At 67.3% G+C, this 21,179-nt stretch carries 20 protein-coding genes; 8 read left to right on the top strand and 12 right to left on the bottom strand.

Translation table 11 applies throughout. The annotated features are described in order from the left end of the window. Nucleotides 1–61 precede the first annotated feature (61 nt). From HWX14_RS35195 to HWX14_RS35170, 6 genes are all read right to left on the bottom strand, one after another. The gene (locus tag HWX14_RS35195; protein WP_175886646.1) at nucleotides 62–1,384 is read right to left on the bottom strand and encodes an MFS transporter; all 1,323 of its coding nucleotides are present in this window, start codon (nucleotides 1,382–1,384) and stop codon (nucleotides 62–64) included. A gap of 131 nt (nucleotides 1,385–1,515) precedes the next feature. Then, nucleotides 1,516–2,154 carry an aldolase gene (locus HWX14_RS35190; protein WP_175886645.1) on the bottom strand — a complete coding sequence of 213 codons (639 nt, stop codon included), beginning with the start codon at nucleotides 2,152–2,154 and terminating at the stop codon, nucleotides 1,516–1,518. After that, the gene (gene otnK, locus HWX14_RS35185; protein WP_175886644.1) at nucleotides 2,151–3,452 is read right to left on the bottom strand and encodes a 3-oxo-tetronate kinase; all 1,302 of its coding nucleotides are present in this window, start codon (nucleotides 3,450–3,452) and stop codon (nucleotides 2,151–2,153) included. The genes HWX14_RS35190 and otnK overlap by 4 nt, the downstream gene beginning before the upstream one ends. 19 nt (nucleotides 3,453–3,471) lie before the next feature. After that, nucleotides 3,472–4,362 (bottom strand): L-threonate dehydrogenase, encoded by an 891-nt coding sequence (gene ltnD / locus HWX14_RS35180; protein WP_175886643.1) that lies wholly within the window; start codon nucleotides 4,360–4,362, stop codon nucleotides 3,472–3,474. 58 nt (nucleotides 4,363–4,420) lie between these two features. Beyond that, a complete protein-coding gene (locus HWX14_RS35175) occupies nucleotides 4,421–5,125 on the bottom strand; it encodes an FCD domain-containing protein (protein ID WP_175886642.1) in 705 nt (234 codons plus the stop codon). A 192-nt stretch (nucleotides 5,126–5,317) separates the two neighbouring features. After that, nucleotides 5,318–6,391 carry a GlxA family transcriptional regulator gene (locus tag HWX14_RS35170; RefSeq protein ID WP_175886641.1) on the bottom strand — a complete coding sequence of 358 codons (1,074 nt, stop codon included), beginning with the start codon at nucleotides 6,389–6,391 and terminating at the stop codon, nucleotides 5,318–5,320. A 286-nt stretch (nucleotides 6,392–6,677) separates the two neighbouring features. On the opposite strand from HWX14_RS35170, the gene HWX14_RS35165 reads away from it, so the two are divergent. From HWX14_RS35165 to HWX14_RS35130, 8 genes are all read left to right on the top strand, one after another. Continuing rightward, a complete protein-coding gene (locus tag HWX14_RS35165; protein WP_175886726.1) occupies nucleotides 6,678–8,063 on the top strand; it encodes an L-serine ammonia-lyase in 1,386 nt (461 codons plus the stop codon). Nucleotides 8,064–8,077: 14 nt separating this feature from the next. Further along, nucleotides 8,078–9,322, top strand: coding sequence for a sarcosine oxidase subunit beta family protein (locus tag HWX14_RS35160; RefSeq protein WP_006480591.1), 1,245 nt, complete (start codon nucleotides 8,078–8,080; stop codon nucleotides 9,320–9,322). Between the two features lie 21 nt (nucleotides 9,323–9,343). Continuing rightward, nucleotides 9,344–9,655: a sarcosine oxidase subunit delta gene (locus tag HWX14_RS35155; protein ID WP_006749887.1), complete on the top strand. Its 312-nt coding sequence runs from the start codon at nucleotides 9,344–9,346 to the stop codon at nucleotides 9,653–9,655. Next, nucleotides 9,652–12,663: a sarcosine oxidase subunit alpha family protein gene (locus HWX14_RS35150; protein WP_175886640.1), complete on the top strand. Its 3,012-nt coding sequence runs from the start codon at nucleotides 9,652–9,654 to the stop codon at nucleotides 12,661–12,663. Before HWX14_RS35155 ends, HWX14_RS35150 begins: the two co-directional genes overlap by 4 nt. Further along, nucleotides 12,653–13,285: a sarcosine oxidase subunit gamma gene (locus tag HWX14_RS35145; protein WP_175886639.1), complete on the top strand. Its 633-nt coding sequence runs from the start codon at nucleotides 12,653–12,655 to the stop codon at nucleotides 13,283–13,285. Before HWX14_RS35150 ends, HWX14_RS35145 begins: the two co-directional genes overlap by 11 nt. Continuing rightward, entirely contained in the window at nucleotides 13,282–13,722 is a 441-nt protein-coding gene (locus HWX14_RS35140) for a dihydroneopterin aldolase (RefSeq protein WP_175886638.1), read from the top strand. Before HWX14_RS35145 ends, HWX14_RS35140 begins: the two co-directional genes overlap by 4 nt. A 255-nt stretch (nucleotides 13,723–13,977) precedes the next feature. After that, nucleotides 13,978–14,313 carry a helix-turn-helix transcriptional regulator gene (locus HWX14_RS35135; protein WP_175886637.1) on the top strand — a complete coding sequence of 112 codons (336 nt, stop codon included), beginning with the start codon at nucleotides 13,978–13,980 and terminating at the stop codon, nucleotides 14,311–14,313. Continuing rightward, on the top strand, nucleotides 14,313–15,665 hold the full coding sequence (locus HWX14_RS35130; RefSeq protein WP_175886636.1) for a HipA domain-containing protein: 1,353 nt from the start codon (nucleotides 14,313–14,315) through the stop codon (nucleotides 15,663–15,665). Before HWX14_RS35135 ends, HWX14_RS35130 begins: the two co-directional genes overlap by 1 nt. A 309-nt stretch (nucleotides 15,666–15,974) precedes the next feature. On the opposite strand, the gene HWX14_RS35120 is transcribed toward HWX14_RS35130, so the two are convergent. The 6 genes from HWX14_RS35120 to HWX14_RS35095 all read right to left on the bottom strand — a co-directional run bounded on the left by HWX14_RS35120 (nucleotide 15,975) and on the right by HWX14_RS35095 (nucleotide 21,148). Then, the gene (locus tag HWX14_RS35120; RefSeq protein WP_175886635.1) at nucleotides 15,975–16,667 is read right to left on the bottom strand and encodes a lytic transglycosylase domain-containing protein; all 693 of its coding nucleotides are present in this window, start codon (nucleotides 16,665–16,667) and stop codon (nucleotides 15,975–15,977) included. Between the two features lie 236 nt (nucleotides 16,668–16,903). Further along, complete coding sequence (gene arr / locus HWX14_RS35115; protein WP_175886634.1) at nucleotides 16,904–17,299, bottom strand: NAD(+)--rifampin ADP-ribosyltransferase; 396 nt, start codon at nucleotides 17,297–17,299, stop codon at nucleotides 16,904–16,906. Between the two features lie 36 nt (nucleotides 17,300–17,335). After that, complete coding sequence (locus tag HWX14_RS35110; protein ID WP_175886633.1) at nucleotides 17,336–18,103, bottom strand: ABC transporter permease; 768 nt, start codon at nucleotides 18,101–18,103, stop codon at nucleotides 17,336–17,338. Continuing rightward, nucleotides 18,100–19,053 (bottom strand): ABC transporter ATP-binding protein, encoded by a 954-nt coding sequence (locus HWX14_RS35105; protein ID WP_175886632.1) that lies wholly within the window; start codon nucleotides 19,051–19,053, stop codon nucleotides 18,100–18,102. The genes HWX14_RS35110 and HWX14_RS35105 overlap by 4 nt, the downstream gene beginning before the upstream one ends. After that, the gene (locus HWX14_RS35100) at nucleotides 19,050–20,228 is read right to left on the bottom strand and encodes an ABC transporter permease (protein ID WP_175886631.1); all 1,179 of its coding nucleotides are present in this window, start codon (nucleotides 20,226–20,228) and stop codon (nucleotides 19,050–19,052) included. The genes HWX14_RS35105 and HWX14_RS35100 overlap by 4 nt, the downstream gene beginning before the upstream one ends. Continuing rightward, nucleotides 20,225–21,148, bottom strand: a complete 924-nt coding sequence (locus HWX14_RS35095) for an ABC transporter substrate-binding protein (protein WP_175808395.1) — start codon at nucleotides 21,146–21,148, stop codon at nucleotides 20,225–20,227. Before HWX14_RS35095 ends, HWX14_RS35100 begins: the two co-directional genes overlap by 4 nt. Between the last annotated feature and the right edge of the window lie 31 nt (nucleotides 21,149–21,179).

The raw sequence follows: 21,179 nt of genomic DNA, 5'->3' as shown, positions 1-21,179 counted from the left end.
TGAATGAATGGGGCGGGGCGGCGTGCGCCCCGCGTCGAATGACGAATCGGCCGGCGGCGGATCAGCGGTTCACGAGTCTGGCGGGCGTGAACCACACGGCGATCGCGCCGAGCACGAGCATCGCCGCGAGCACGTACATGCCGGACGCGGTGCTGTGCGTGGCGTCCTTCAGGTAACCGATCACGTACGGGCTCGCGAAACCGGCGAGGTTGCCGACCGAGTTGATGATCGCGATCCCGGCCGCGGCCGCGGAGCCCGCGAGGAACGCGGTCGGCAGCGACCAGAACAGCGGCGCGCAGGTCAGCACGCCGCCGGCCGCGAGCGACAGGAACACGATCGACACCGCCGTATTGTGCGAGTACGACGCGGCCACAGCAAACCCGACCGCGCCCATCAGCGCCGGCACGATCAGGTGCCAGCGGCGTTCGCGGCGCTTGTCCGCGCTGTGGCCGAACAGGTTCATCACGACGATCGCGACGACGAACGGAATCGCCGACAGCAGGCCGATCTGCAGCGTGTCGGTGATGCCGGTCGATTTGACGAGCGTCGGCATCCAGAACGTGAGGCCGTACTGGCCGGTGACGAACGCGAAGTAGATCAGCGACATCCACCACATGCGCGGGTCGGCGAACACGGCCTTCAGCGAATGGCCGTGCTGCTGTTCCTGCGGCTGCGCGGCGATTTCGTCTTCGAGCAGTTGCTTCTCGCGCTCGTCGAGCCACTTCGCGCCGCGGATGCTGTTGTCGAGATACAGGATCGTCGCGATGCCGATGAGCACGGCCGGCACGGCCTCGATCATGAACATCCATTGCCAGCCGTGGAAGCCGGAGCCGCCGTGGAAGCGCTCCATGATCCAGCCCGACAGCGGGTTGCCGAAGATGCCCGACACCGGAATCGCGGACATGAACACCGCGATGATCTTCGCGCGGCGATGCGACGGGAACCAGTACGTGAGGTACAGGATCACGCCCGGATAGAAGCCGGCTTCCGCGAGGCCGAGCAGGAAGCGCAGCACGTAGAACTGCGTCGGCGTCTGCACGAACGCGAACAGCGCGGACAGCAGGCCCCACGTGATCATGATCCGCGCGATCCAGATGCGCGCGCCGAGGCGGTGCATCAGCAGGTTGCTCGGCAGTTCGAACAGGAAGTAGCCGAGGAAGAAGATGCCTGCGCCGAGGCCGAACACGGTTTCGCTGAACGCGAGATCCTGCGACATCTGCAGCTTCGCAAAGCCGACGTTCACGCGGTCGAGATAGGCGACCACGTAGCAGAGCATCAGGAACGGCACGATGCGCCAGAACACTTTCTTGTAGGTGCGGTCGAGTTCGCCCGATTGGGCGGCCGCGGTGGGCGAGCGGCTTGCGGCCGCGTCGAGAGCAGTCATCGTCGTCTCCTGGACTATCGTGTGCCGGCGGCGCGTACGCGGCCGGATCGTGTGTGTGCTGACGGAAGGGCCCGTGCACACGGCGGGCGTGTAAATCGATACGGACTACTGCGTGATCGGGGCGCGATGCGTTACCAGCGCGCGCCGAAGGTCTGGCGCAGTTCGTCGAGCGCGGCGTCGGACAGCGGTTCGGGCTTCGGCTGCGTCATCAGCCACAGCCGCGCGGTTTCCTCGAGCTCCTCGAGCGCATACGACGCGTGCGATACCGACGGCCCCCACATCACGGGGCCGAGGCGATCGAGCAGCACGCCGCGCACCTGGTCGGCGTGCGCCGCGACTTCGGCCGCGACGGCCGGGTCGCCGGGGCGGCGGTAACGGATCAGCGGAATGTGGCCGACCTTCATCACGTAGTACGGCGTGATCGGCGGCAGCACGTCGGTGTCGCGCCACACGCCCGCGAGCGTCAACGCGACGAGATGCGTCGAATGCGTGTGGACGACGCCGTTCGCCTCCGCGTTGCGCGCGTAGATGCCGCGATGCAGCGCGAGCGTCTTCGACGGCTTGCCGCCCGATACGGGCTGGCCGTCGGTGCCGACCTTCGCGATGTCGTTCGGGTCGAGCCGGCCGAGGCAGGCGTCGGTCGGCGTGATCAGCCAGCCGTCGGTCAGGCGCGCGCTGATGTTGCCGGCGCTGCCGACCGCATGGCCGCGCGCATACAGGCTCGCGCCGACCACGCAGATCTCTTCGCGCAGTTTCGCTTCGTCGCTCATCGTGCGGCTCCGTCCAGCGCGCGCAGCGCCTTGTCGAAAAAGTCCGTGGTGCCGAAGTTGCCGGATTTCAGCGCGAGGCCGAGCGGCTGCGCGTCGATGGTGGCCGTGGCCGGCACGCCCGGATCGATCTGCGCGCCGATCTGCAGCGACTTCACGTCGAGCGCCTGTACGACCGCGCCCGACGTCTCGCCGCCCGCGACGACGAACTTGCGCACGCCGAGTTCGCGCAGCCCGCGGGCGATCGCCGCGAGCGTGCTTTCGACGAGATGGCCGGCCGCGTCGACGCCGAGCGCCTGCTGGACGGCCTTCACTTCGTCGGGCGTGGCCGTTGCATAGATCAGCACGGGCTGCGGCAGGTGCGAGCGCGCAAAGGCGAGCGCCTGCTCGACGACGGGTTCGCCGCGCGACGCCGCGAGCGGATCGATGCGGAAGCTCGGCCGCGTCGCGCGCCACGCGGCGACCTGCGCGTTGGTCGCCTTCGATGCGCTGCCGGCGAGCACGGCCGACAGCCCTTCGATGCGCGGCAGCGACGCCGCGTTGTCGCGCTCGGGCAGTTGCTCCGCGCGACGGAAATTCGCCGGCAGGCCGAGCGCGATGCCCGAGCCGCCGGTGACGAGCGGCAGGCCCGCGCACGCTTCGCCGAGCACGTAGAGGTCGCGGTCCGACAGCGCGTCGGCGATCGCGAAACGCGCGCCTTCCGCGCGCAGCTGGTCGATCCGCGTGCGCACGGCGGCCGCGCCGAGCGCGATCGTGTCGTAGCGGATCAGGCCGACCGGCGACTTCGTCTGCTGCTGAAGCACGCGTACGAGGTTCGCGTCCTTCATCGGCGTGAGCGGATGGTTCTCCATTCCCGATTCGTTCAGCAGCACGTCGCCGACGAACAAATGGCCGCGATAGATCGTGCGGCCGTTCTCCGGGAACGCCGGGCACGCGATCGTGAAGTCGCCTCCCGCCGCGTCGAGCAGCGCGTCGGCCACCGGCCCGATGTTGCCCGCGTCGGTCGAATCGAACGTCGAGCAGTACTTGAAGAAGAACTGGCGACACCCTTGCGCGCGCAACCATTCGTACGCGGCGAGCGATTGCGCGACGGCGTCGGCGGCGGGGATCGTGCGCGACTTCAGCGCGACGACGATCGCATCGGCGTCGACGATCGCATCGGCAGCGGCGCCGTCGGCGGGCACGCCGATCGTCTGCACGGTGCGCATGCCGCTCTTGACGAGCATGTTCGCGAGATCGGTGGCGCCGGTGAAATCGTCAGCGATGCAGCCGAGCAGGGGGCGGGAAGCGGAAGCAGTCATGGCAGGCGCGTCGTTCGAATCAGCGGGCGGGCGGCAGCGTGATGCCGGGGAAAGTCTTGATCACGGCGGAATCGTCCTCGCCGCCGTGGCCGGCGCTCGACGCGCTCATGAACATCTGGTGCGCGGTGGCCGACAGCGGCAGCGGGAATTTGCTGCGGCGCGCGGTATCGAGCACGAGGCCGAGATCCTTCACGAAGATGTCGACGGCCGACAGCGGCGTGTAGTCGCCGTTCAGGATGTGCGGCACGCGGTTCTCGAACATCCACGAATTGCCGGCGCTGTGCGTGATCACGTCGTACAGCGCGTCGGCATCGACGCCTTCGCGCAGGCCCAGCGCCATCGCTTCGGCGGCGGCCGCGATATGCACGCCGGCCAGCAACTGGTTGATGATCTTCACTTTCGAGCCGATGCCGTGTGCGTCGCCGAGGCGGTACACCTTGCCGGCGATCGCGGCGAGCACGTCCTCGCAGCCCGCATAGGCGGCGGCCGGGCCGGACGTCATCATCGTCATCTCGCCGGAGGCCGCGCGCGCGGCGCCGCCGGACACGGGCGCGTCGAGCATCTGCAGGCCGGCCGCTTCGACGCGTGCGCCGAGCGCGACCGCGAATTCGGGTGCGACGGTCGCGCTCGCGATCACGACGCCGCCCGGCTTCATCGCCGCGACCGCACCGTGTTCGCCGAACAGCACCGTTTCCGTTTGCGCGGCATTGACGACCAGCGTGACGACGACGTCGCACCGCGCGCCGAGTTCGGCCGGCGTCGCGCACGCGATGCCGCCTTCGGCGGCGAACGCCTGCAGCACGGTGTCGCGCACGTCGCATGCATGGACGCGCAGGCCGGCGCGCAGCAGCGAGCGTGCGACGCCGAGGCCCATCGCGCCGAGGCCGATGACTCCAACATTTCTTGACATGGTCAACCTTGATCGATTCGGGAGAGGTTCCGGGCAAAGGCGGCGGGCGCCGCCGGCTTCAGCAGATGCCGGCTTCCGCGAGACGGCGGGCCGCGTTGTACATGTGCGTGCGCGCCGCGTTGCGGGCGGCCATCGGGTCGCGTGCGCGGATCGCATCGGCGATCGCCGCGTGCTCGTCGCGCACCTGCCGCGAGAAATCCTCGCGCGTCGCCTCGTTGCTGCGCGTGACCTTCACGCCGGCTTCGAGGTACTGGTTCAGGAACTGCAGCGTCTTCAGGAAATACGGGTTGCCGGTGACGGCCGCGATCGTGCGGTGGAACGCGACGTCTTCCGCGACGCCGTCGCGCCCTTCGGCCACCGCTTCATCGATCTTGCGCAGCGCGTCGTCGATGTCGGCGATGTCGTCGGCGGTGTGGTGCAGCGCGGCTTCGGCCGCGACTTCCGCCTCGATCGCGCGGCGCACCGCGAGCAGGTGCGGCAGCGAACTCGCCTCGACGGCTTCCGCGTAGTCGATCCGCAGCGGCCGGATCGCGCCGTGCTGGTTCACGAACACGCCGCTGCCCTGGCGCGGCTCGACCACGCCTTCGTTCTTCAGCCGCGAGATCGCCTCGCGAATCACGGTGCGGCTCACGCCGAATTCCTGCGCAAGCACGGCTTCGGTCGGCAGCTTGCCGGTAGCCGAGAAACTGCCCACTTCGATCTGCTTGAGCAGTTGCTGCGCGACATGGTCGCTCATCGCGCGGGCGGGAATTTTCTCGAACATGGGTGCTCAGGTTTGTAAGGTGATGTGGTCATCATACAAATTTGAGCGTGCATCAGCATCCGGAATAACCCTCGTTTGCCGTGGGCAACCTCGGCCAATTTGACTGGAACCGGTTTCAAATCAATCGAAACCGGCGCGAACGTGCGTTGTCCTGCGATCGATCAGGGAAGGGGCGGGCCGCCCCCGGAGCCGTCAGTCGGCGATGTCCTCGACGGCGTCGGCCGACGCATCGGGCGTCGCGCCGACTTCGGCTACTTCACCGCCGCGCTCGCGATACGTCGCCGGCGGCACGCCGAACTGCTTGCGGAATTCGCGCCCGAGGTGCGACGCATCGGCGAATCCGCAGCTCGACGCGATATCGGCGACCGTGCGGTCCGAGCTCGTCAGCAGCCACGCGGCCGTGCGCAGCCGCACCTGTTTCGCGAAGGCCTGCGGGCTCTTGCCGGTCTCGGCCTTGAACAGCCGTTCGAGCTGCCGCGTCGACAGGTCGAGCTTGCACGCGAGTTCCTCGAGCGGCAGCGCACGCCCGACGTGCTGTTCCATCAGAAGAATCGCGCGCTTGACCTTCGGATGCGTTGCCGGCTCGAGGCCCGGCGGATGCGGCTGCGGCGCATTGCCTTTCTGCATCTCGCCGACGAGCAGGATGCGCAGCGCCTTCTGCACGGTCGCATGATCGAAATGGCGCAGCAGGATTGCGGCGGCGACGTCGATCGACGCACGGCCGCCCGAGCACGTGATCCGGCGCCGGTCGATCACGAACAGCCGGTCGGCGATCAGCAGGTCGGGATCGGCGGACGGAAAGCGCTCGATGAAGTCCCAGTAATGGAACCAGCTCACGCAGGTGCGGTAGCCGTCGAGCACGCCGGCGCGCATCAGCGTGAACACGCCGGTGCAGATGCCGACGACCGTCGCGCCGCCGGCAGCCGCGCGGCGGATGACCTCGAGCGTTTCAGGGCCGGCCTGCGGCCCCGAATGCAGCAGCCCGCCAACCACCACCACATAGTCGAACGGCTCGGCCGCGTCGAACGTCTCCCACGGCGTGATCTGGATCCCGCAGCTTGCGCGCACCGGCGCGAGCGTCTCGCCGATCACGCTCCACGCGCAGCGCACGGGCTTGCTGTAGTCGCCATCGTCGGCCGACAGCCGCAGCATGTCGACGAAGCCGGAGAAGGCCGTCAGCGTGAAGTTCGGCAGCAGCACGATGCCGAAGCGGATGCGCCGCGGCGCGGGTTCTGCGAGGGGGGAAGCGGGTACGTCGGGGGTCATCGCGGCCAATCTCGTCACGCCGGGCAGGCGGTCTCACTCGTTTCACTCTGGTTGCGGGTTACGGCTGCCGGGGGCGGCGCGGATGCAGCCAGCGTCGCCGATCGGCCGTGGCCGGACTTGTGGTTTTACGTCGCGAACCATCGCCAAAACGCACTTTCGGGCCGGCCGGCGCGGCGCTTGGCGGCGCTATCCCACGCCGATGCCGTTTTTGTTCTATCGGCCGATTTTACGCTTTGATGTACTGGTGCCCAACGACATTTCACGCATGCAACCCAAAGGAAGCCAGATGAACGTCAGCGCGTTCGACCTGTTCAAGATCGGCATCGGCCCGTCCAGTTCGCATACGGTCGGCCCGATGATCGCCGCGTGCCGCTTCGCGTCGCACGTGGAGGACGCGAACCTGCTCGGCTTCGTGCGCCGCGTGCGGGTCGAGCTGTACGGCTCGCTCGGCGCGACCGGCAAGGGCCACGGCACCGACAAGGCCGTGCTGCTCGGCCTCGAGGGCCACCTGCCCGACACGATCGATCCGGACCTGATCGAGCCGCGGCTCGCCGAGATTCGCGCGGAGAAGTCGCTGTCGCTGCTCGGCAAGCAGACGGTGCGCTTCGACGAGAAGGAACACATCGGCTTCTATCGCAAGCTGATGAGCGGCACGAGCATCGTGCACCCGAACGGGATGCGCTTCCAGGCATTCGACGAACACGGCCAGCTGCTCGTCGAGAAAGAGTATTACTCGGTCGGCGGCGGCTTCGTCGTGAACCGCGACGGCGATCGCGTGAACGGCGTGCGCGCGGCGGTCGAGGTGCCGTATCCGTTTCGCACCGGCGACGACCTGATCCGCCAGTGCCGCGAACACGGGCTGTCGATCGCCGAACTGATGCTGCGCAACGAAAGCGCGCTGCGCCCCGCCGACGAAGTGCGCGCCGGGCTGCTCGCGATCTGGCGCACGATGGCCGCCTGCGTCGAGCGCGGCTGCAAGGTCGAGGGCGACCTGCCGGGCCCGATGCGCGTGAAGCGCCGCGCGGCCGAGTTGAACGGCCGCCTGCGTTCGCGTTCGGAAGAATCGCTGCGCGACCCGCTGTCGATGCTCGACTGGGTCAACCTGTATGCGATGGCCGTGAACGAAGAGAACGCGGCCGGCGGCCGCGTCGTCACCGCGCCGACCAACGGCGCGGCCGGCGTGATCCCTGCGGTGCTGCATTACTACGTGAAGTTCGTGCCGGGCTCGAACGAAGCCGGCATCGTCGAATTCCTGTTGACGGCCGCGGCGATCGGGATCATCTACAAGGAAACCGCGTCGATCTCCGGTGCGGAAGTCGGGTGCCAGGGCGAAGTGGGCGTCGCGTGCTCGATGGCCGCCGCCGCGCTCGCCGCGGTGATGGGCGGCACGCCCGACCAGGTCGAGAATGCGGCCGAGATCGGCATGGAGCACAACCTCGGGATGACCTGCGACCCGGTCGGCGGGCTCGTGCAGATCCCGTGCATCGAGCGCAACGCGATGGGCGCGATCAAGGCGCTGAACGCATCGCGCATGGCGCTCAAGGGCAACGGCCAGCACTATGTATCGCTCGATTCCGTGATCAAGACGATGCGCGAAACCGGCGCCGACATGAAGACGAAATACAAGGAAACGTCGCGCGGCGGTCTCGCCGTGAACGTCATCGAATGCTAACGAAGGATCCAAACATGAGCCGCTACTCGATATTCAGCCTGTTCCGCAACGGCCTCTCGTATCACGAGAACTGGGAAAAGCAGTGGAAGAGCCCGGAGCCGAAGAAGGAATACGACGTCGTGATCGTCGGCGGCGGCGGCCACGGCCTCGCGACCGCGTACTACCTCGCGAAGGAGCACGGGATCACGAACGTCGCGATCCTCGAGAAAGGCTGGATCGGCGGCGGCAACACCGCGCGCAACACGACGATCGTGCGCTCGAACTATCTGTGGGACGAATCGGCCGCGCTGTACGAGAAGGCGATGAAGCTGTGGGAAGGGCTGTCGCAGGACCTGAACTACAACGTGATGTTCAGCCAGCGCGGCGTGATGAACCTCGCGCACACGCTGCAGGACGTGCGTGACACCGAGCGCCGCGTGAACGCGAACCGGCTGAACGGCGTCGACGCCGAATTCCTGACGCCCGCGCAGATCAAGGAAATCGAGCCGACGATCAACCTGAACAGTCGCTACCCGGTGCTCGGCGCATCGATCCAGCGCCGTGCGGGTGTCGCGCGTCACGACGCGGTGGCCTGGGGCTTCGCGCGCGGCGCGGACCGCGCCGGCGTCGACATCATCCAGAACTGCCAGGTCACGGGCATTCGCCGCGAAGGCGGCGCGGTGGTCGGCGTGGACACCGTGAAGGGTTTCATCAAGGCGAAGAAGGTCGCGGTGGTCGCGGCCGGCAACACGACGACGCTCGCCGACATGGCCGGCGTGCGTCTGCCGATCGAAAGCCATCCGCTGCAGGCACTGGTGTCCGAGCCGATCAAGCCGGTCGTCAACTCGGTGATCATGTCCAACGCGGTGCACGCGTACATCAGCCAGTCCGACAAGGGCGACCTCGTGATCGGCGCCGGTATCGACCAGTACACGGGCTTCGGCCAGCGCGGCAGCTTCCACATCATCGAAAGCACGCTGCAGGCGATCGTCGAGATGTTCCCGGTGTTCTCGCGCGTGCGGATGAACCGCCAGTGGGGCGGCATCGTCGACGTGTCGCCGGACGCGTGCCCGATCATCACCAAGACCGACGTGAAGGGCCTCTATTTCAACTGCGGCTGGGGCACCGGCGGCTTCAAGGCGACGCCGGGCTCGGGCTGGGTGTTCGCGCACACGATCGCCCGCGACGAACCGCATCCGCTGAACGCGCCGTTCGCGCTCGACCGTTTCTACACGGGCCACCTGATCGACGAGCACGGCGCTGCCGCCGTCGCGCACTAACCGCACTGAGGAGAAAGAAACATGTTGCTGATCGAATGTCCGTGGTGCGGGCCGCGCGCCGAATCCGAGTTCACGTGCGGCGGCGAAGCCGACATCGTGCGCCCGGTGGCGAACGAGACCATGACCGACCGCGAATGGGGCGAATACGTGTTCATGCGCGAGAACAAGCGCGGGCTGCACAAGGAGCAATGGCTGCACACGCAGGGGTGCCGCCGCTGGTTCAAGGTGACGCGCGACACGGTCACCTACGATATCAAGGGCTACGAAAAGTTCGGCGGGGCTGCCAATAGCGCCGCTGCCGGCAACGCACACGAAGAGGGCACGAGCAAATGAGCCAGAAAGACCGCCTCGGCACCGGTGGCCGCATCAATCGCGCGATTCCGTTGACGTTCACGTTCAACGGCCGCACGTATCAGGGCTTCCAGGGCGACACGCTCGCGTCCGCGCTGCTCGCGAACGGCGTGCACTTCGTCGCGCGCAGCTTCAAGTATCACCGTCCGCGCGGGATCGTGACGGCCGACGTCGCGGAACCGAATGCCGTCGTGCAGCTCGAAACCGGCCCGTACACGGTGCCGAACGCACGCGCGACCGAGATCGAGCTGTATCAGGGCCTCGTCGCGACGAGCGTGAACGCCGAGCCGACGCTCGAGAACGACAAGTACGCGATCAACCAGAAGTTCTCGCGCTTCATGCCGGCCGGGTTCTACTACAAGACGTTCATGTGGCCGCGCAACATGTGGCCGAAGTACGAAGAGAAGATCCGCGAAGCGGCCGGCCTCGGCAAGGCGCCCGAGGTGCTCGACGCCGATCGCTACGACAAGTGCTACGCGCACTGCGACGTGCTCGTGGTCGGCGGTGGCCCGTCGGGCCTCGCCGCCGCGCACGCGGCAGCGACCGCCGGCGCACGCGTGATCCTCGTCGACGACCAGCGCGAACTCGGCGGCAGCCTGCTGTCGTGCCGCGCGGAGATCGACGCGAAGCCCGCGCTGCAATGGGTCGAGAAGATCGAGGCCGAACTGCGCAAGCTGCCCGACGTGACGATCCTGTCGCGCAGCACCGCGTTCGGCTATCAGGACCACAACCTCGTGACGGTCACGCAGCGCTTGACCGATCACCTGCCGGTATCGATGCGCAAGGGCACGCGCGAACTGCTGTGGAAGGTCCGCGCGAAGCGCGTGATCCTCGCGACCGGCGCGCACGAGCGGCCGATCGTATTCGGCAACAACGACCTGCCGGGCGTGATGCTCGCGGGCGCGGTGTCGACCTACGTGCATCGCTTCGGCGTGCTGCCGGGCCGCAACGTGGTCGTGTTCACGAACAACGACCGCGCATACCAGACCGCGCTCGACCTGAAGGCGTGCGGCGCGAAGGTGACGGTCGTCGATTCGCGTGCATCGTCGAACGGCGCGCTGCCGGCGGCGGCCAAGCGGCAGGGCGTGACGGTGATGAGCGGTGCGGTCGTCACGGCCGCTTCGGGCAAGTGGCGCGTATCGTCGGTCGACGTCGCGTCCTACTCGAACGGCCAGACCGGCGGCAAGCTGCAGACGCTGCCGTGCGACCTCGTCGCGATGTCGGGCGGCTTCAGCCCGGTGCTGCACCTGTTCGCGCAGTCGGGCGGCAAGGCGTGCTGGAACGACGACAAGGCGTGTTTCCTGCCGGGCAAGCCCGTGCAGGCGGAAGCGAGCATCGGCGCGGCGGCCGGCGAATTCGGGCTGGCCCGTGCGCTGCGGCTCGCGGTCGATGCGGGCGTGGAAGCGGCGAAGGCGGCGGGCTTCACGGCCGCGCAGCGTCCCGCTACACCGCAGGTCGCCGAAACCGTCGAAGGCGCATTGCAGCCGTTGTGGCTCGTCGGCAGCCGCGAGGTCGCGGCACGCGGGCCGAAGCAGTTCGTCGACTTCCAGAACGACGTCGCGGCGGCCGACATCCTGCTCGCCGCGCGCGAAGGCTTCGAGTCGGTCGAGCACGTGAAGCGCTACACGGCGATGGGCTTCGGCACCGACCAGGGCAAGCTCGGCAACATCAACGGGATGGCGATCCTCGCGGGCGCGCTCGGCAAGACGATTCCGGAAACGGGCACGACGACGTTCCGCCCGAACTACACGCCGGTGTCGTTCGGCACGTTCGCGGGCCGCGAGACGGGTGATTTCCTCGACCCGATCCGCAAGACGGCCGTGCACGAATGGCACGTCGAGCACGGCGCGATGTTCGAGGACGTCGGCAACTGGAAGCGCCCGTGGTATTTCCCGAAGAACGGCGAGGATCTCCATGCGGCCGTGAAGCGCGAATGCCTCGCGGTGCGTAACGGCGTCGGCATTCTCGACGCGTCGACGCTGGGCAAGATCGACATCCAGGGCCCGGACGCGGTGAAGCTGCTGAACTGGATGTACACGAACCCGTGGAACAAGCTCGAAGTGGGCAAGTGCCGCTACGGGCTGATGCTCGACGAAAACGGGATGGTGTTCGACGACGGCGTGACCGTGCGCCTCGCCGACCAGCATTTCATGATGACGACCACCACCGGCGGCGCGGCGCGCGTGCTCACGTGGCTCGAGCGCTGGCTGCAGACCGAATGGCCCGACATGAAGGTGCGGCTCGCGTCCGTTACCGATCACTGGGCGACGTTCGCGGTGGTCGGCCCGAAGAGCCGCAAGGTCGTGCAGAAGGTGTGCCAGGACATCGACTTCGGCAATGAAGCGTTCCCGTTCATGAGCTACCGCAACGGCACGGTTGCCGGCGCGAAGGCGCGCGTGATGCGGATCAGCTTCTCGGGCGAGCTGGCCTACGAAGTGAACGTGCCGGCGAACGCGGGCCGCGCGGTGTGGGAAGCGCTGATGGCGGCCGGCGCCGAGTTCGACATCACGCCGTATGGCACCGAGACGATGCACGTGCTGCGCGCGGAGAAGGGCTACATCATCGTCGGCCAGGACACCGACGGCTCGATCACGCCGTTCGACCTCGGGATGGGCGGCGTCGTCGCGAAGTCGAAGGACTTCCTCGGCAAGCGTTCGCTGTCGCGCTCGGATACCGCGAAGGAAGGCCGCAAGCAGTTCGTCGGCCTGCTGACCGAAGACGAACAGTTCGTGCTGCCGGAAGGCGCGCAGATCATCGCGAAGGATACCCAGGTGTCGGCGGTCGATCCGACGCCGATGATCGGCCACGTGACGTCGAGTTACTACAGCCCGATCCTGAAGCGCTCGATCGCGCTTGCGGTGGTGAAGGGCGGCCTGAACAAGATGGGCGAGAGCGTCGTGATTCCGCTGGCCAACGGCAAGCGCATCACCGCGAAGATCTCGAGCCCGGTTTTCTACGATACCGAAGGGGTGCGTCAGCATGTGGAATGAAACGAGAAACCAGACGCAGGTGGCGGGTGCGGGCGGCGTGACGCTTGAATCGCCGTTCGTCGGCGCGGCCGACGTGCTGAAAGCGCACCAGGCGCGCGCATCGAAGAAGTTCACGCTGCGCGAGCGGCCGTTCCTCGATCTCGTCAACGTGCGCGGCGAGTTGAGCGATCCGGCATTCGTCGCCGCGTTCGAGCGCGTGGTCGGCTGCCGGCCGCCCGCGGCGCCGAACACGGTAGCGCGCGGCGCCGAGTACGACGTGCTGTGGCTCGGCCCCGACGAATGGCTCGTGCGGTCGAACGGGCCGGTTCAGGCCGGCGTGCTCGAAGCGAAGCTGGCGGAGGCCGTGCAGGGCCTGTATGCGGCGGCCGTGGACGTCGGCAGCGGCTACACGGTCGTCGAGGTCAGCGGCGAACGCGTGCGCGACGTGATCGCGCGCGGCTGCCCGCTCGATCTGCATCCGCGCGTGTTCAAGCCGGGCCAGTGCGCGCAGTCGCACTACTTCAAGTCGCCGATCACGCTGATCCCGACCGGCGACGACACGTTCGAGATCGTCCTGCGTCGCAGCTTCGCCGACTATTTCGTGCGCATCATGCTCGACGCCGCGGCGCCGCTTGCATCATGAAGCCGTTCGACGAACCGTTCGTGGCGATCGACGCGCCGCGCCTGCGCGGGCGCGGCTGGAGCGTGTTCGTCGACGAACTGAAGGTGCCCGCGCGGATCGGCATTCATGCGCACGAGCATGAAGCGCCGCAGCCGATCGTGATCGATGCGAGGCTCGGGTATCGCTGCGAGCCGAGCGAGCAGGGCGAGTGGATCGACTACGACGGGTACTGCGCGCGTGTTGCGGCGTTTCTGGCGCACAAGCCGCATACGCGGTTGCTCGAAACGCTCGTCGCGGATGTCGCTGTGATGTCGTTTCGCGAATGGCCGGCGTTGGAGTCGCTGACGCTGTCGGTGTACAAGCCGAAGATCCGGCCGGGGACGAAGCGCGTGGGTGTGTCGCTCGACTGGACGCGCGGGGATTACCTGCGGTGGACGGGGGCGGCGGGGCAGCTTTGATCAGAGGGGGCCGGGTCAAGGCACGAGGGAGGTGATCCGGTGACTCCATGGGGCGGCGGCGCGAATGCGCCGCCGTACTCGTTTATAGTTCCTGAAATATCAGAATAATGGGCCGCCGCCGGCCTTTGGCGTTTTTATTCCTGAAATATCGGAACAATTGGCGATCTGGCCGACGAACCACTATAATTCCGATATTCCCGTAACTATGCTGTCGATCGACCTTCGATGGCGCTTTGTTCCTGAAATTCCGGAATTATGGCCCGCACCCTACCGCAACCCGTCGCGATACCTGACCCGCTCGCACTGGATCTCACCGCCTTGGGGGCGCTTGTGCGCAACCGGCGCGCGCAGAACCACATGCGGATCGACGATGCAGCCGACATGCTTGGCGTCTCCAAGGACGTACTGTCACGCCTCGAAAACGGGCGTGCGGTGAGTCTCGACAAGTTGTTCAAGGTGCTGGACGGCTTTGGCCTGAATTTGCTCGTCGTGCCGAAACGCGACGTTCAGGTGGCGCGCAAGGCAGTGCGCGATCACGCGACGATGCGTGCCGCTTCGCCTGGCACGTCCCGTTCGTCCGAGGGCGCGTGATGATCCATCGCCTGCGGATTTCGGCTGACGGCTCGCCGGTCGGACAACTGACCTATGATGCCCGCCGCGATGACTACGGTTTTTCCTACGATCCTTCGTGGCTCGCGTGGGCAGACGCGTTTGCGTTGTCGCCATGCATTCCGCTCGATGGCGGCAAGCCGCCGGTGGGCGCGATCCAGCGCTTCGTGGGCAATCTGCTTCCCGAGGGCCGCGCACTCGACGTGGCCGCATCGATGTATCAGATATCGAAGGACAACGTATTCGGTCTCATCCGGATGCTTGGCAAGGAGCCCGTTGGTGCGTTGAGCTTCGTTCCGGACGACGATGAGGCCGCGCGGACATCCGAACCTCTCGAACCCGTGCGCCGACCGATCTCCGCGGAGGAACTGGCCGACCGTATTCGCAAGCGCGATGCGATCCCGTTTCCCGTCTGGGACGATCGGGTGCGCCTGTCGATCGCCGGTCATCAGGACAAGTTGCAGGTGCTCGTCGAAGGCGAGCAGTTTGCCCTTGTGGACGGGACGCTGAGCAGCTCGCATATTCTGAAGCCCGAGTCGCGCAGCGCGAACGCGCCGTTCATGGTCGCCAACGAGCATTTCTGCATGACGTTGGCGGCCCGCATGGGTTTGCCGGTCGCGCATGTCGAGATTCGACGTATCCCCGAGCCCATTCTGTTGATCGAGAGATTCGACCGGCTCGTGACGACCGACCCGGCCGATCCGCAGCGCGTGAGCGCTGTGCGACGGCTTCATGTCATCGATGGATGCCAGGCCCTCGACTTGCCGGCGACGCTCAAATACGAACGCAATCTCGGCAACAACGCGGACGTGCGCAATATTCGCGAAGGCGTGAGCTTCGAGAAGCTGTTTTCGCTGACGTCGTTTCTGGAGACACCGGCCGCCGCGCGCACGGTCATGCTGCGCTGGGCGTTGCTGCAACTGCTGATCGGCAACAGCGACGCGCATGGCAAGAACATTTCGTTTTTTGTCAGCAGCACCGGGCTCGAGCCGGCGCCGTTTTACGATCTGGTATGCGTGAACGTGTACGGCGACGCTTATGTGCAGGACATGGCGATGGCGTACGGCGACGTGTTTCGCACGGAGGAACTGACCGCTTTCGCGCTCGCGGACTTCGCGCATCGTGCACGAATCCGGCCGGCACTCGTTGCCCGTGAAATGACGCGGATGGCGACGTTGGCTGCGGAACTGGCTCCCGAGCTGGCGGAATCAGGCGTCTACACGGGCGACGAGCGCGCATGGGTGGATCGCATTTCGGATTACATACGTACTCAGGCCGAGCGTATTCTGCGCATTTCGCCCATGGTGCCGAAGGTCGACGTCGCGCTGCTTTGAGCGAGTGCTCATCGACCATATACACCGATCCCGGCGCGCATTGCGTGCAGGAATGACGGGCGATACGGGACGGGCGGCAGTTCAGTTCGGGCGCGTCAACTGGCTTCCCACTTCTTCAGGATGCGCACGCGCGCCTGACTGAAATCCACCCAACAGTTCAGCCACGCGTCACTCGGAATCGTCTGCTGCGGATTAGCGGTCTTCACGTAGTCGCAAGTATCGCCGGCAAAGGCGGCCCAACTCGTCTGCGATTTCGCGAGTCCGGCCGCAGCGTCGGGCCGAAGCAGTACGAACGCGGGTGCCCATTGCTTACTTCGCGTTGCGGTTCGCGGTGGGCGCCGCTGACGGATCACTGACCGGCACCATGTGCGCCTTCCCGTCGTTCGCATCGTTCGGAGTATTCGCGCCTTTCGCATCGTCTTCAGGTTCGAGCACGAACCGGAACGAATCGACCCGCTGCATCACTTTCGCCGCATACGCACTGGATCCGCCGCTGTAGCTCTTCAGCCCGGCCTGCACGTTGCCGCCGGCCGCCTTCACGTAGCCCGCCAGAATCCGCGAGCCTGCTTCGACGTTCGCATTCGGTTCGGTCAGGTCCTTCACGTTGCGCAGCATGCCGCGGTGCGCCGCCGGCACGACCTGCATCAACCCCGTTGCGCCGTGCTGGCCGCGTGCCTTTTCCTGGAAGCGCGATTCGATCGAAATAATCGCGTAAACGAGTGCCGGCGGCAGCGAATATTTCGTCGCAGTGACGCTCACGATATCCGCGAGCTTCGCGGCCTTTTCTCGTGCGACGCCGAATTTCTTCGTCAGGTAGGACGTGATGCGGCGGTTTGCTTCGTTGGGCTGATCGTTGGCATTGGCGAGCGGCGCGGACGCGACAGTCGGCGCCGATGCCAGTGCGTCGGGTGCGGATGCAGGCAATGCAGGCGTCTGCTGCGCCGCGGCCTGTTGCGCAATGCCGAGCGAAAGCACGATCAGCCAGAAGAACCGTCGTCGCATGGTGGAGTGCGGGGAAATGGGAGGCGCACAGTATATCGACCAATCGCGGCGAGTGGTCGAGCGCGGGTTTGAATGAAAGCGACGTGTAGGCTTGTCACATTCGAGATCATCGACGCGCCGATCGTTGCGCGGACACGCATCGGAGTCCGCACGAACCGGGCGTTTCCGTTTTTTCCCGGGATTCGTCCGCGCTATCGCGGGAACGTCATGATTCGCGAATCGGCGCGAACGAAACGCTAGTTGATGATCTCGCCGATGCCGGTTTCGATGCGGGTTCTGAGCTGCTGGATGAACGCCGGATCGTACGGTTCCCAGCTATCGAGTTCGCCAACGATCTTCAAAGGCGATGTGCTTCGATACGATCGCGTCGGATTGCCGGGGAATTTCTTGTCCGTGACGTTCGGGTCGTTTTCGAATTCGCCGGTGGGCTCGACGATGTAGACCCGCGGCCGGCCGTCGCCCTTGGCCATTTCCGCCGCCAGGCCGGCGCCTTTGGGCAGGGCCGTGAAATAGATGTGATTCATCACGACGTCGTCCCGGTAATTCGATCGGAAGCCTGCCGTCAGCAAGTCGCCGATCCGCAAATCCGCTTTCGTGCCATGAAAAAACGGGCCGGTGTCGAGAACAGCCATGGTCGCTCCTTCGAAAAACTGCGTGACGGCTGGCTTCTACGCGCGCCGCGCGCTCGCCGCCCGCGCAATCGCGCCGATCGCATCGCTGACGAGCACCGCGAGCAAGCCGACGATCACGCCGCCTTGCAGCACGAACGCGGTGTTCGAGGTCTGCAGGCCCGCGATGATCACGTCGCCGAGCCCGCGCGCGGCGACCGTCGAGCCGATCGTCGCGGTGCCGAGATTGATCACGACCGCGAGCCGGATGCCGTTGACGATCACCGGGAACGCGAGCGGCAGCTCGACGGACACCAGTTGCTGCCAGCCGCTCATCCCCATCCCGCGCGCGGCGTCGACGACGTCGCGCGGCACGTCCTCGAGCCCCGCGATCGTGCTTTCGAAAACCGGCAGGAGCCCGTACAGCACGAGCGCGATCAGCACGGGCTTCAGGCCGAAGCCGACGGCCGGCACGGCGAGCGCGAGCACGGCGACCGGCGGGAAGGTCTGGCCGATGTCGACGACGCTGCGCGCGACCGGCAGGAAATCCGCGCCGAACGGCCGCGTGACCGCGATGCCGGCCGCGACCGCGACGACCGTGCCGATCAGGCTCGACAGCGCGACCGTGCCGAGATGCGCGAGCGTGAGATCGAGCAGGCTCGCGCGATCGTAGATCACCGGCGCGCCGTTGTCCGCGAACGGCGCGAACAGGCCCTGCAGCCACGCGGGACGCAACAGCAGCACGAGCAGCAGCGCGAGCGCGGCCGCGCGGGCGACGTACGCGGGAAGCGAAGACCGCTTGGGCTGCACGTTGCCGCGCGTCGTCATGCGGGCTTCCTCGCGTGCGAGCGGATCGCGTCGAGCGTGATGCGGCGGGGGCCGTGTGCGTGACGGCTGCCGTCGGCCGTATCGTCGACGGGCAGCGCATCGATACCGCGCCACAACAGTTCGGACACCGCGTCGCGCAGCGTGCGCGTCGCCGCGATCGGTTCGCCGTCGGCGTGACCGGGTTCGGCCACCGCGTCGATCGGCGTCAGCGCGAGCAGGCGCAGCGGCCGGTCGACGCCCGCGACGAGCTGTTCGACGACACCGGCTGCCGGCTTGCCGAGAATCTCGGCCGGCGACGCGACCTGCAGCAGCCGGCCGCCGTCCATCACCGCGATCGTGTCGCCGAGCTTCAGCGCTTCCTCGATGTCGTGCGTGACGATCACGACCGTGATGCCGAGGCGGCGCTGCAGCGCGAACAGGTCGTCCTGCGCCTTGTTGCGGATGATCGGATCGAGCGCGCCGAACGGCTCGTCCATCAGCAGCATCGCGGGCTCGGCGGCGAGTGCGCGCGCCACGCCGACACGCTGCTGCTGGCCGCCCGACAGTTCGTGCGGGAGCTTGCCCGCGAACTCGGCCGGCGCGAGATGGAACAGGTCGAGCAGTTCGTTCACGCGCGCGTCGATGCGCTCGGCCGGCCAGCCGAGCAGGCGCGGCACGGTCGCGATGTTGCGCGCGACGCTCCAGTGCGGAAACAGCCCGTGCCCCTGGATCGCATAGCCGATGCCGCGCCGCAATTGCTCGGGCGCGACGGTCGCCGTATCGACGCCGTCGATGCGAATCGTGCCGCTGGTCGGCGCGATCAACCGGTTGATCATGCGCAGGAGCGTCGACTTGCCGCTGCCCGATGCGCCGACGAGCGCGGTGATCGTGCCGCGCTGCACCGTCAGCGATACGTCGTCGACGGCGACCGCGTCGCCGAAGCGTTTGCCGACCCGTTCGATCTCGATCATCCTGCACGTCCCTTCGCGAGCGACGTCGCGGCTTCGAACACGACCGCGGCCGCCAGTGCGAGCGCGATCGTCGGGATCGCGCCGAGCAGCACGAGATCGGCGGCCGATTGCCCGATCCCCTGGAAGATGAAGGTGCCGAACCCGCCGCCGCCGATCAGCGCGGCCACCGCGGTCAGGCCGATGTTCTGCACCAGCACGATGCGCACGCCGCTCAGGATCACCGGCAGCGCGAGCACGAGATCGACGCGCAACAGCCGCTGCGTGCGCGTCATGCCCATCGCGCGCGCGGCTTCGGTCACGTGCGGCGGCACCTGTTCGAGCCCGACCACGACGCTCGATGCGATCGGCAGCAGCGAATACAGGAACAGCGCGAGCACGGCCGGCGCGACGCCGATGCCGCGGATGCCGAGCGCGGCGGCGAGCGGCACGTGCGCGGCGAGCAGGCCGAGCGGCGCCATCATCAGCCCGTACATCGCGATGCTGGGGACCGTCTGCACGATGTTGAGCACGGGCATCGCGACGGTGCGCACCGTTGCGATGCGCGCGCAGGCGATGCCGAGCGGCACGCCCGCGACGAGCGCGGCGGCGACCGAGCCGCCCGCGAGCGACACGTGACGGATCGCCTCGCGCCAGAAATCGTCGCTGCGCACCGCGTATTCGCGCATCACCGAGAGGCCGTCCCACCAGCCGGTCGCGAGCGGCACGGAAACCGCTGCTATCGCGACGGCGAGCGCGGCGAGGCGCCGCCACGGGCCGAACGCGAGGCGCGCGAGCGCGTCGGCGATCAGCACGGCCCACGCGAACAGCAGCAGCCAGACGCCGGCATCGGGCGACACGCGGGCCAGCATGTCGTCGGGCGCGACGGCGTGCGCCGCGGCCGCGCCGACCGCATACGCGAGCGTTGCGAGCCCCGCGCAGCCGGCCACGAGCCGCCACGCGGGACGGCTCGCCGTCATCGCCCACAGCGCGCCGACGGTCCACAGCGCGGCGAGCGCGGCGCCCTGCATCGGCGGCAGCGCGGCGAACACCGACAGCCCGGTGCCGGCCGCGATCCGGTTCGGCCGCAGCACCGCGAACGACAGGCCGAACACCGCGACGATCGTCAGGATGCCGATCAGGATGCCGACCTTGTCGAGCGTGACGCGCCGCGCGGACGCTGCCGCGCGCTGCGTCATTTCACGAAACCCTTCGCTTTCAGGTAGCTTTTCGCGACGCCGGCCGCCGGCTCGCCGTTGAGCTGGATGCGGGCGTTCAGCGATTGCAGCGTCTTCAGGTCGAGGCTCGCGAACACCGGCTTCAGCAAGTCGGCGATCTGCGGATGCGCTTTCAGCGCGGCTTCGCGGATCACCGGCGCCGGCGCATAGACGGGCTGCACGTGCTTGTCGTCGTCGAGCACCGCGAGGCCGCTCGACGCGATGCCGCCGTCGGTGCCGTAGACCATCGCGGCGTTCACGCCGTCGGTCTGGTTCGCGGCGGCCTTGATCGTCGCGGCCGTGTCGCCGCCGGACAGCACGACGAGCTGCTCGGGCTTCAGCTTGAAGCCGTACGCTTTCTCGAACGACGGCAGCGCGGACGCGCTGTTCACGAATTCGGCCGACGCCGCGAGCTTCACCTTGCCGCCGCCGGCCACCCACTTGCCGAAGTCGGAGAAGGTCTTCAGGTGCTGCGACTGCGCGACGGGCGCGAGCAGCGCGACGCCCCACGTGTTGTTCGCGGGCGCCGGGGCGAGCCACACGAGATGGTTCGCCGCGTAGTCGAGTTGCTTCGCGGTGTCGTAGCCCTGGCTCGCGTTCTTCCACACCGGGTCGTCGGCCTTGTTGAAGAAGAACGCGGCGTTGCCCGTGTATTCGGGGTAGACGTCGATCTCGCCGCTCGTGAGCGCCTTGCGCACGATCGGCGTCGTGCCGAGCGCGATCTTTTCGGTGACGGGAATGCCGTGGGCCTTCAGCACCTGTGAAATGAGGTTGCCGAGCAGGTTGCCTTCGGTGTCGATCTTCGACGACACCACGACGGGCGTGTCGGCATGCGCGCCGGGCGCGACGATCGCGGCGGCGAACGCGAGGCCCAGGATCCGGGCGGGCAGGGCGAGCTTCATCGGGGCCAATCTCCAGGACGGGGGCGTACGC

This window comes from Burkholderia sp. BCC0044 (assembly GCF_902832955.1).
GTDB lineage: Bacteria > Pseudomonadota > Gammaproteobacteria > Burkholderiales > Burkholderiaceae > Burkholderia.
The sequence above is the reverse complement of the archived record's forward strand: the minus strand, read 5'-3'. Positions and strand labels throughout refer to the sequence as shown.

What these genes read in the sequence shown, in the direction of transcription:
- HWX14_RS35095 (WP_175808395.1), bottom strand. Translation starts at nt 21,148, where the DNA reads ATGAAGCTCGCCCTGCCCGCCCGGATCCTGGGCCTCGCGTTCGCCGCC.
- HWX14_RS35160 (WP_006480591.1), top strand. Translation starts at nt 8,078, where the DNA reads ATGAGCCGCTACTCGATATTCAGCCTGTTCCGCAACGGCCTCTCGTAT.
- HWX14_RS35155 (WP_006749887.1), top strand. Translation starts at nt 9,344, where the DNA reads ATGTTGCTGATCGAATGTCCGTGGTGCGGGCCGCGCGCCGAATCCGAG.
- HWX14_RS35110 (WP_175886633.1), bottom strand. Translation starts at nt 18,103, where the DNA reads ATGACGACGCGCGGCAACGTGCAGCCCAAGCGGTCTTCGCTTCCCGCG.
- HWX14_RS35165 (WP_175886726.1), top strand. Translation starts at nt 6,678, where the DNA reads ATGAACGTCAGCGCGTTCGACCTGTTCAAGATCGGCATCGGCCCGTCC.
- HWX14_RS35140 (WP_175886638.1), top strand. Translation starts at nt 13,282, where the DNA reads ATGAAGCCGTTCGACGAACCGTTCGTGGCGATCGACGCGCCGCGCCTG.
- otnK (WP_175886644.1), bottom strand. Translation starts at nt 3,452, where the DNA reads ATGACTGCTTCCGCTTCCCGCCCCCTGCTCGGCTGCATCGCTGACGAT.
- HWX14_RS35105 (WP_175886632.1), bottom strand. Translation starts at nt 19,053, where the DNA reads ATGATCGAGATCGAACGGGTCGGCAAACGCTTCGGCGACGCGGTCGCC.
- HWX14_RS35175 (WP_175886642.1), bottom strand. Translation starts at nt 5,125, where the DNA reads ATGTTCGAGAAAATTCCCGCCCGCGCGATGAGCGACCATGTCGCGCAG.
- HWX14_RS35145 (WP_175886639.1), top strand. Translation starts at nt 12,653, where the DNA reads ATGTGGAATGAAACGAGAAACCAGACGCAGGTGGCGGGTGCGGGCGGC.
- HWX14_RS35120 (WP_175886635.1), bottom strand. Translation starts at nt 16,667, where the DNA reads ATGCGACGACGGTTCTTCTGGCTGATCGTGCTTTCGCTCGGCATTGCG.
- HWX14_RS35150 (WP_175886640.1), top strand. Translation starts at nt 9,652, where the DNA reads ATGAGCCAGAAAGACCGCCTCGGCACCGGTGGCCGCATCAATCGCGCG.
- HWX14_RS35195 (WP_175886646.1), bottom strand. Translation starts at nt 1,384, where the DNA reads ATGACTGCTCTCGACGCGGCCGCAAGCCGCTCGCCCACCGCGGCCGCC.
- ltnD (WP_175886643.1), bottom strand. Translation starts at nt 4,362, where the DNA reads ATGTCAAGAAATGTTGGAGTCATCGGCCTCGGCGCGATGGGCCTCGGC.
- HWX14_RS35190 (WP_175886645.1), bottom strand. Translation starts at nt 2,154, where the DNA reads ATGAGCGACGAAGCGAAACTGCGCGAAGAGATCTGCGTGGTCGGCGCG.
- HWX14_RS35170 (WP_175886641.1), bottom strand. Translation starts at nt 6,391, where the DNA reads ATGACCCCCGACGTACCCGCTTCCCCCCTCGCAGAACCCGCGCCGCGG.
- HWX14_RS35130 (WP_175886636.1), top strand. Translation starts at nt 14,313, where the DNA reads ATGATCCATCGCCTGCGGATTTCGGCTGACGGCTCGCCGGTCGGACAA.
- HWX14_RS35100 (WP_175886631.1), bottom strand. Translation starts at nt 20,228, where the DNA reads ATGACGCAGCGCGCGGCAGCGTCCGCGCGGCGCGTCACGCTCGACAAG.
- arr (WP_175886634.1), bottom strand. Translation starts at nt 17,299, where the DNA reads ATGGCTGTTCTCGACACCGGCCCGTTTTTTCATGGCACGAAAGCGGAT.
- HWX14_RS35135 (WP_175886637.1), top strand. Translation starts at nt 13,978, where the DNA reads ATGGCCCGCACCCTACCGCAACCCGTCGCGATACCTGACCCGCTCGCA.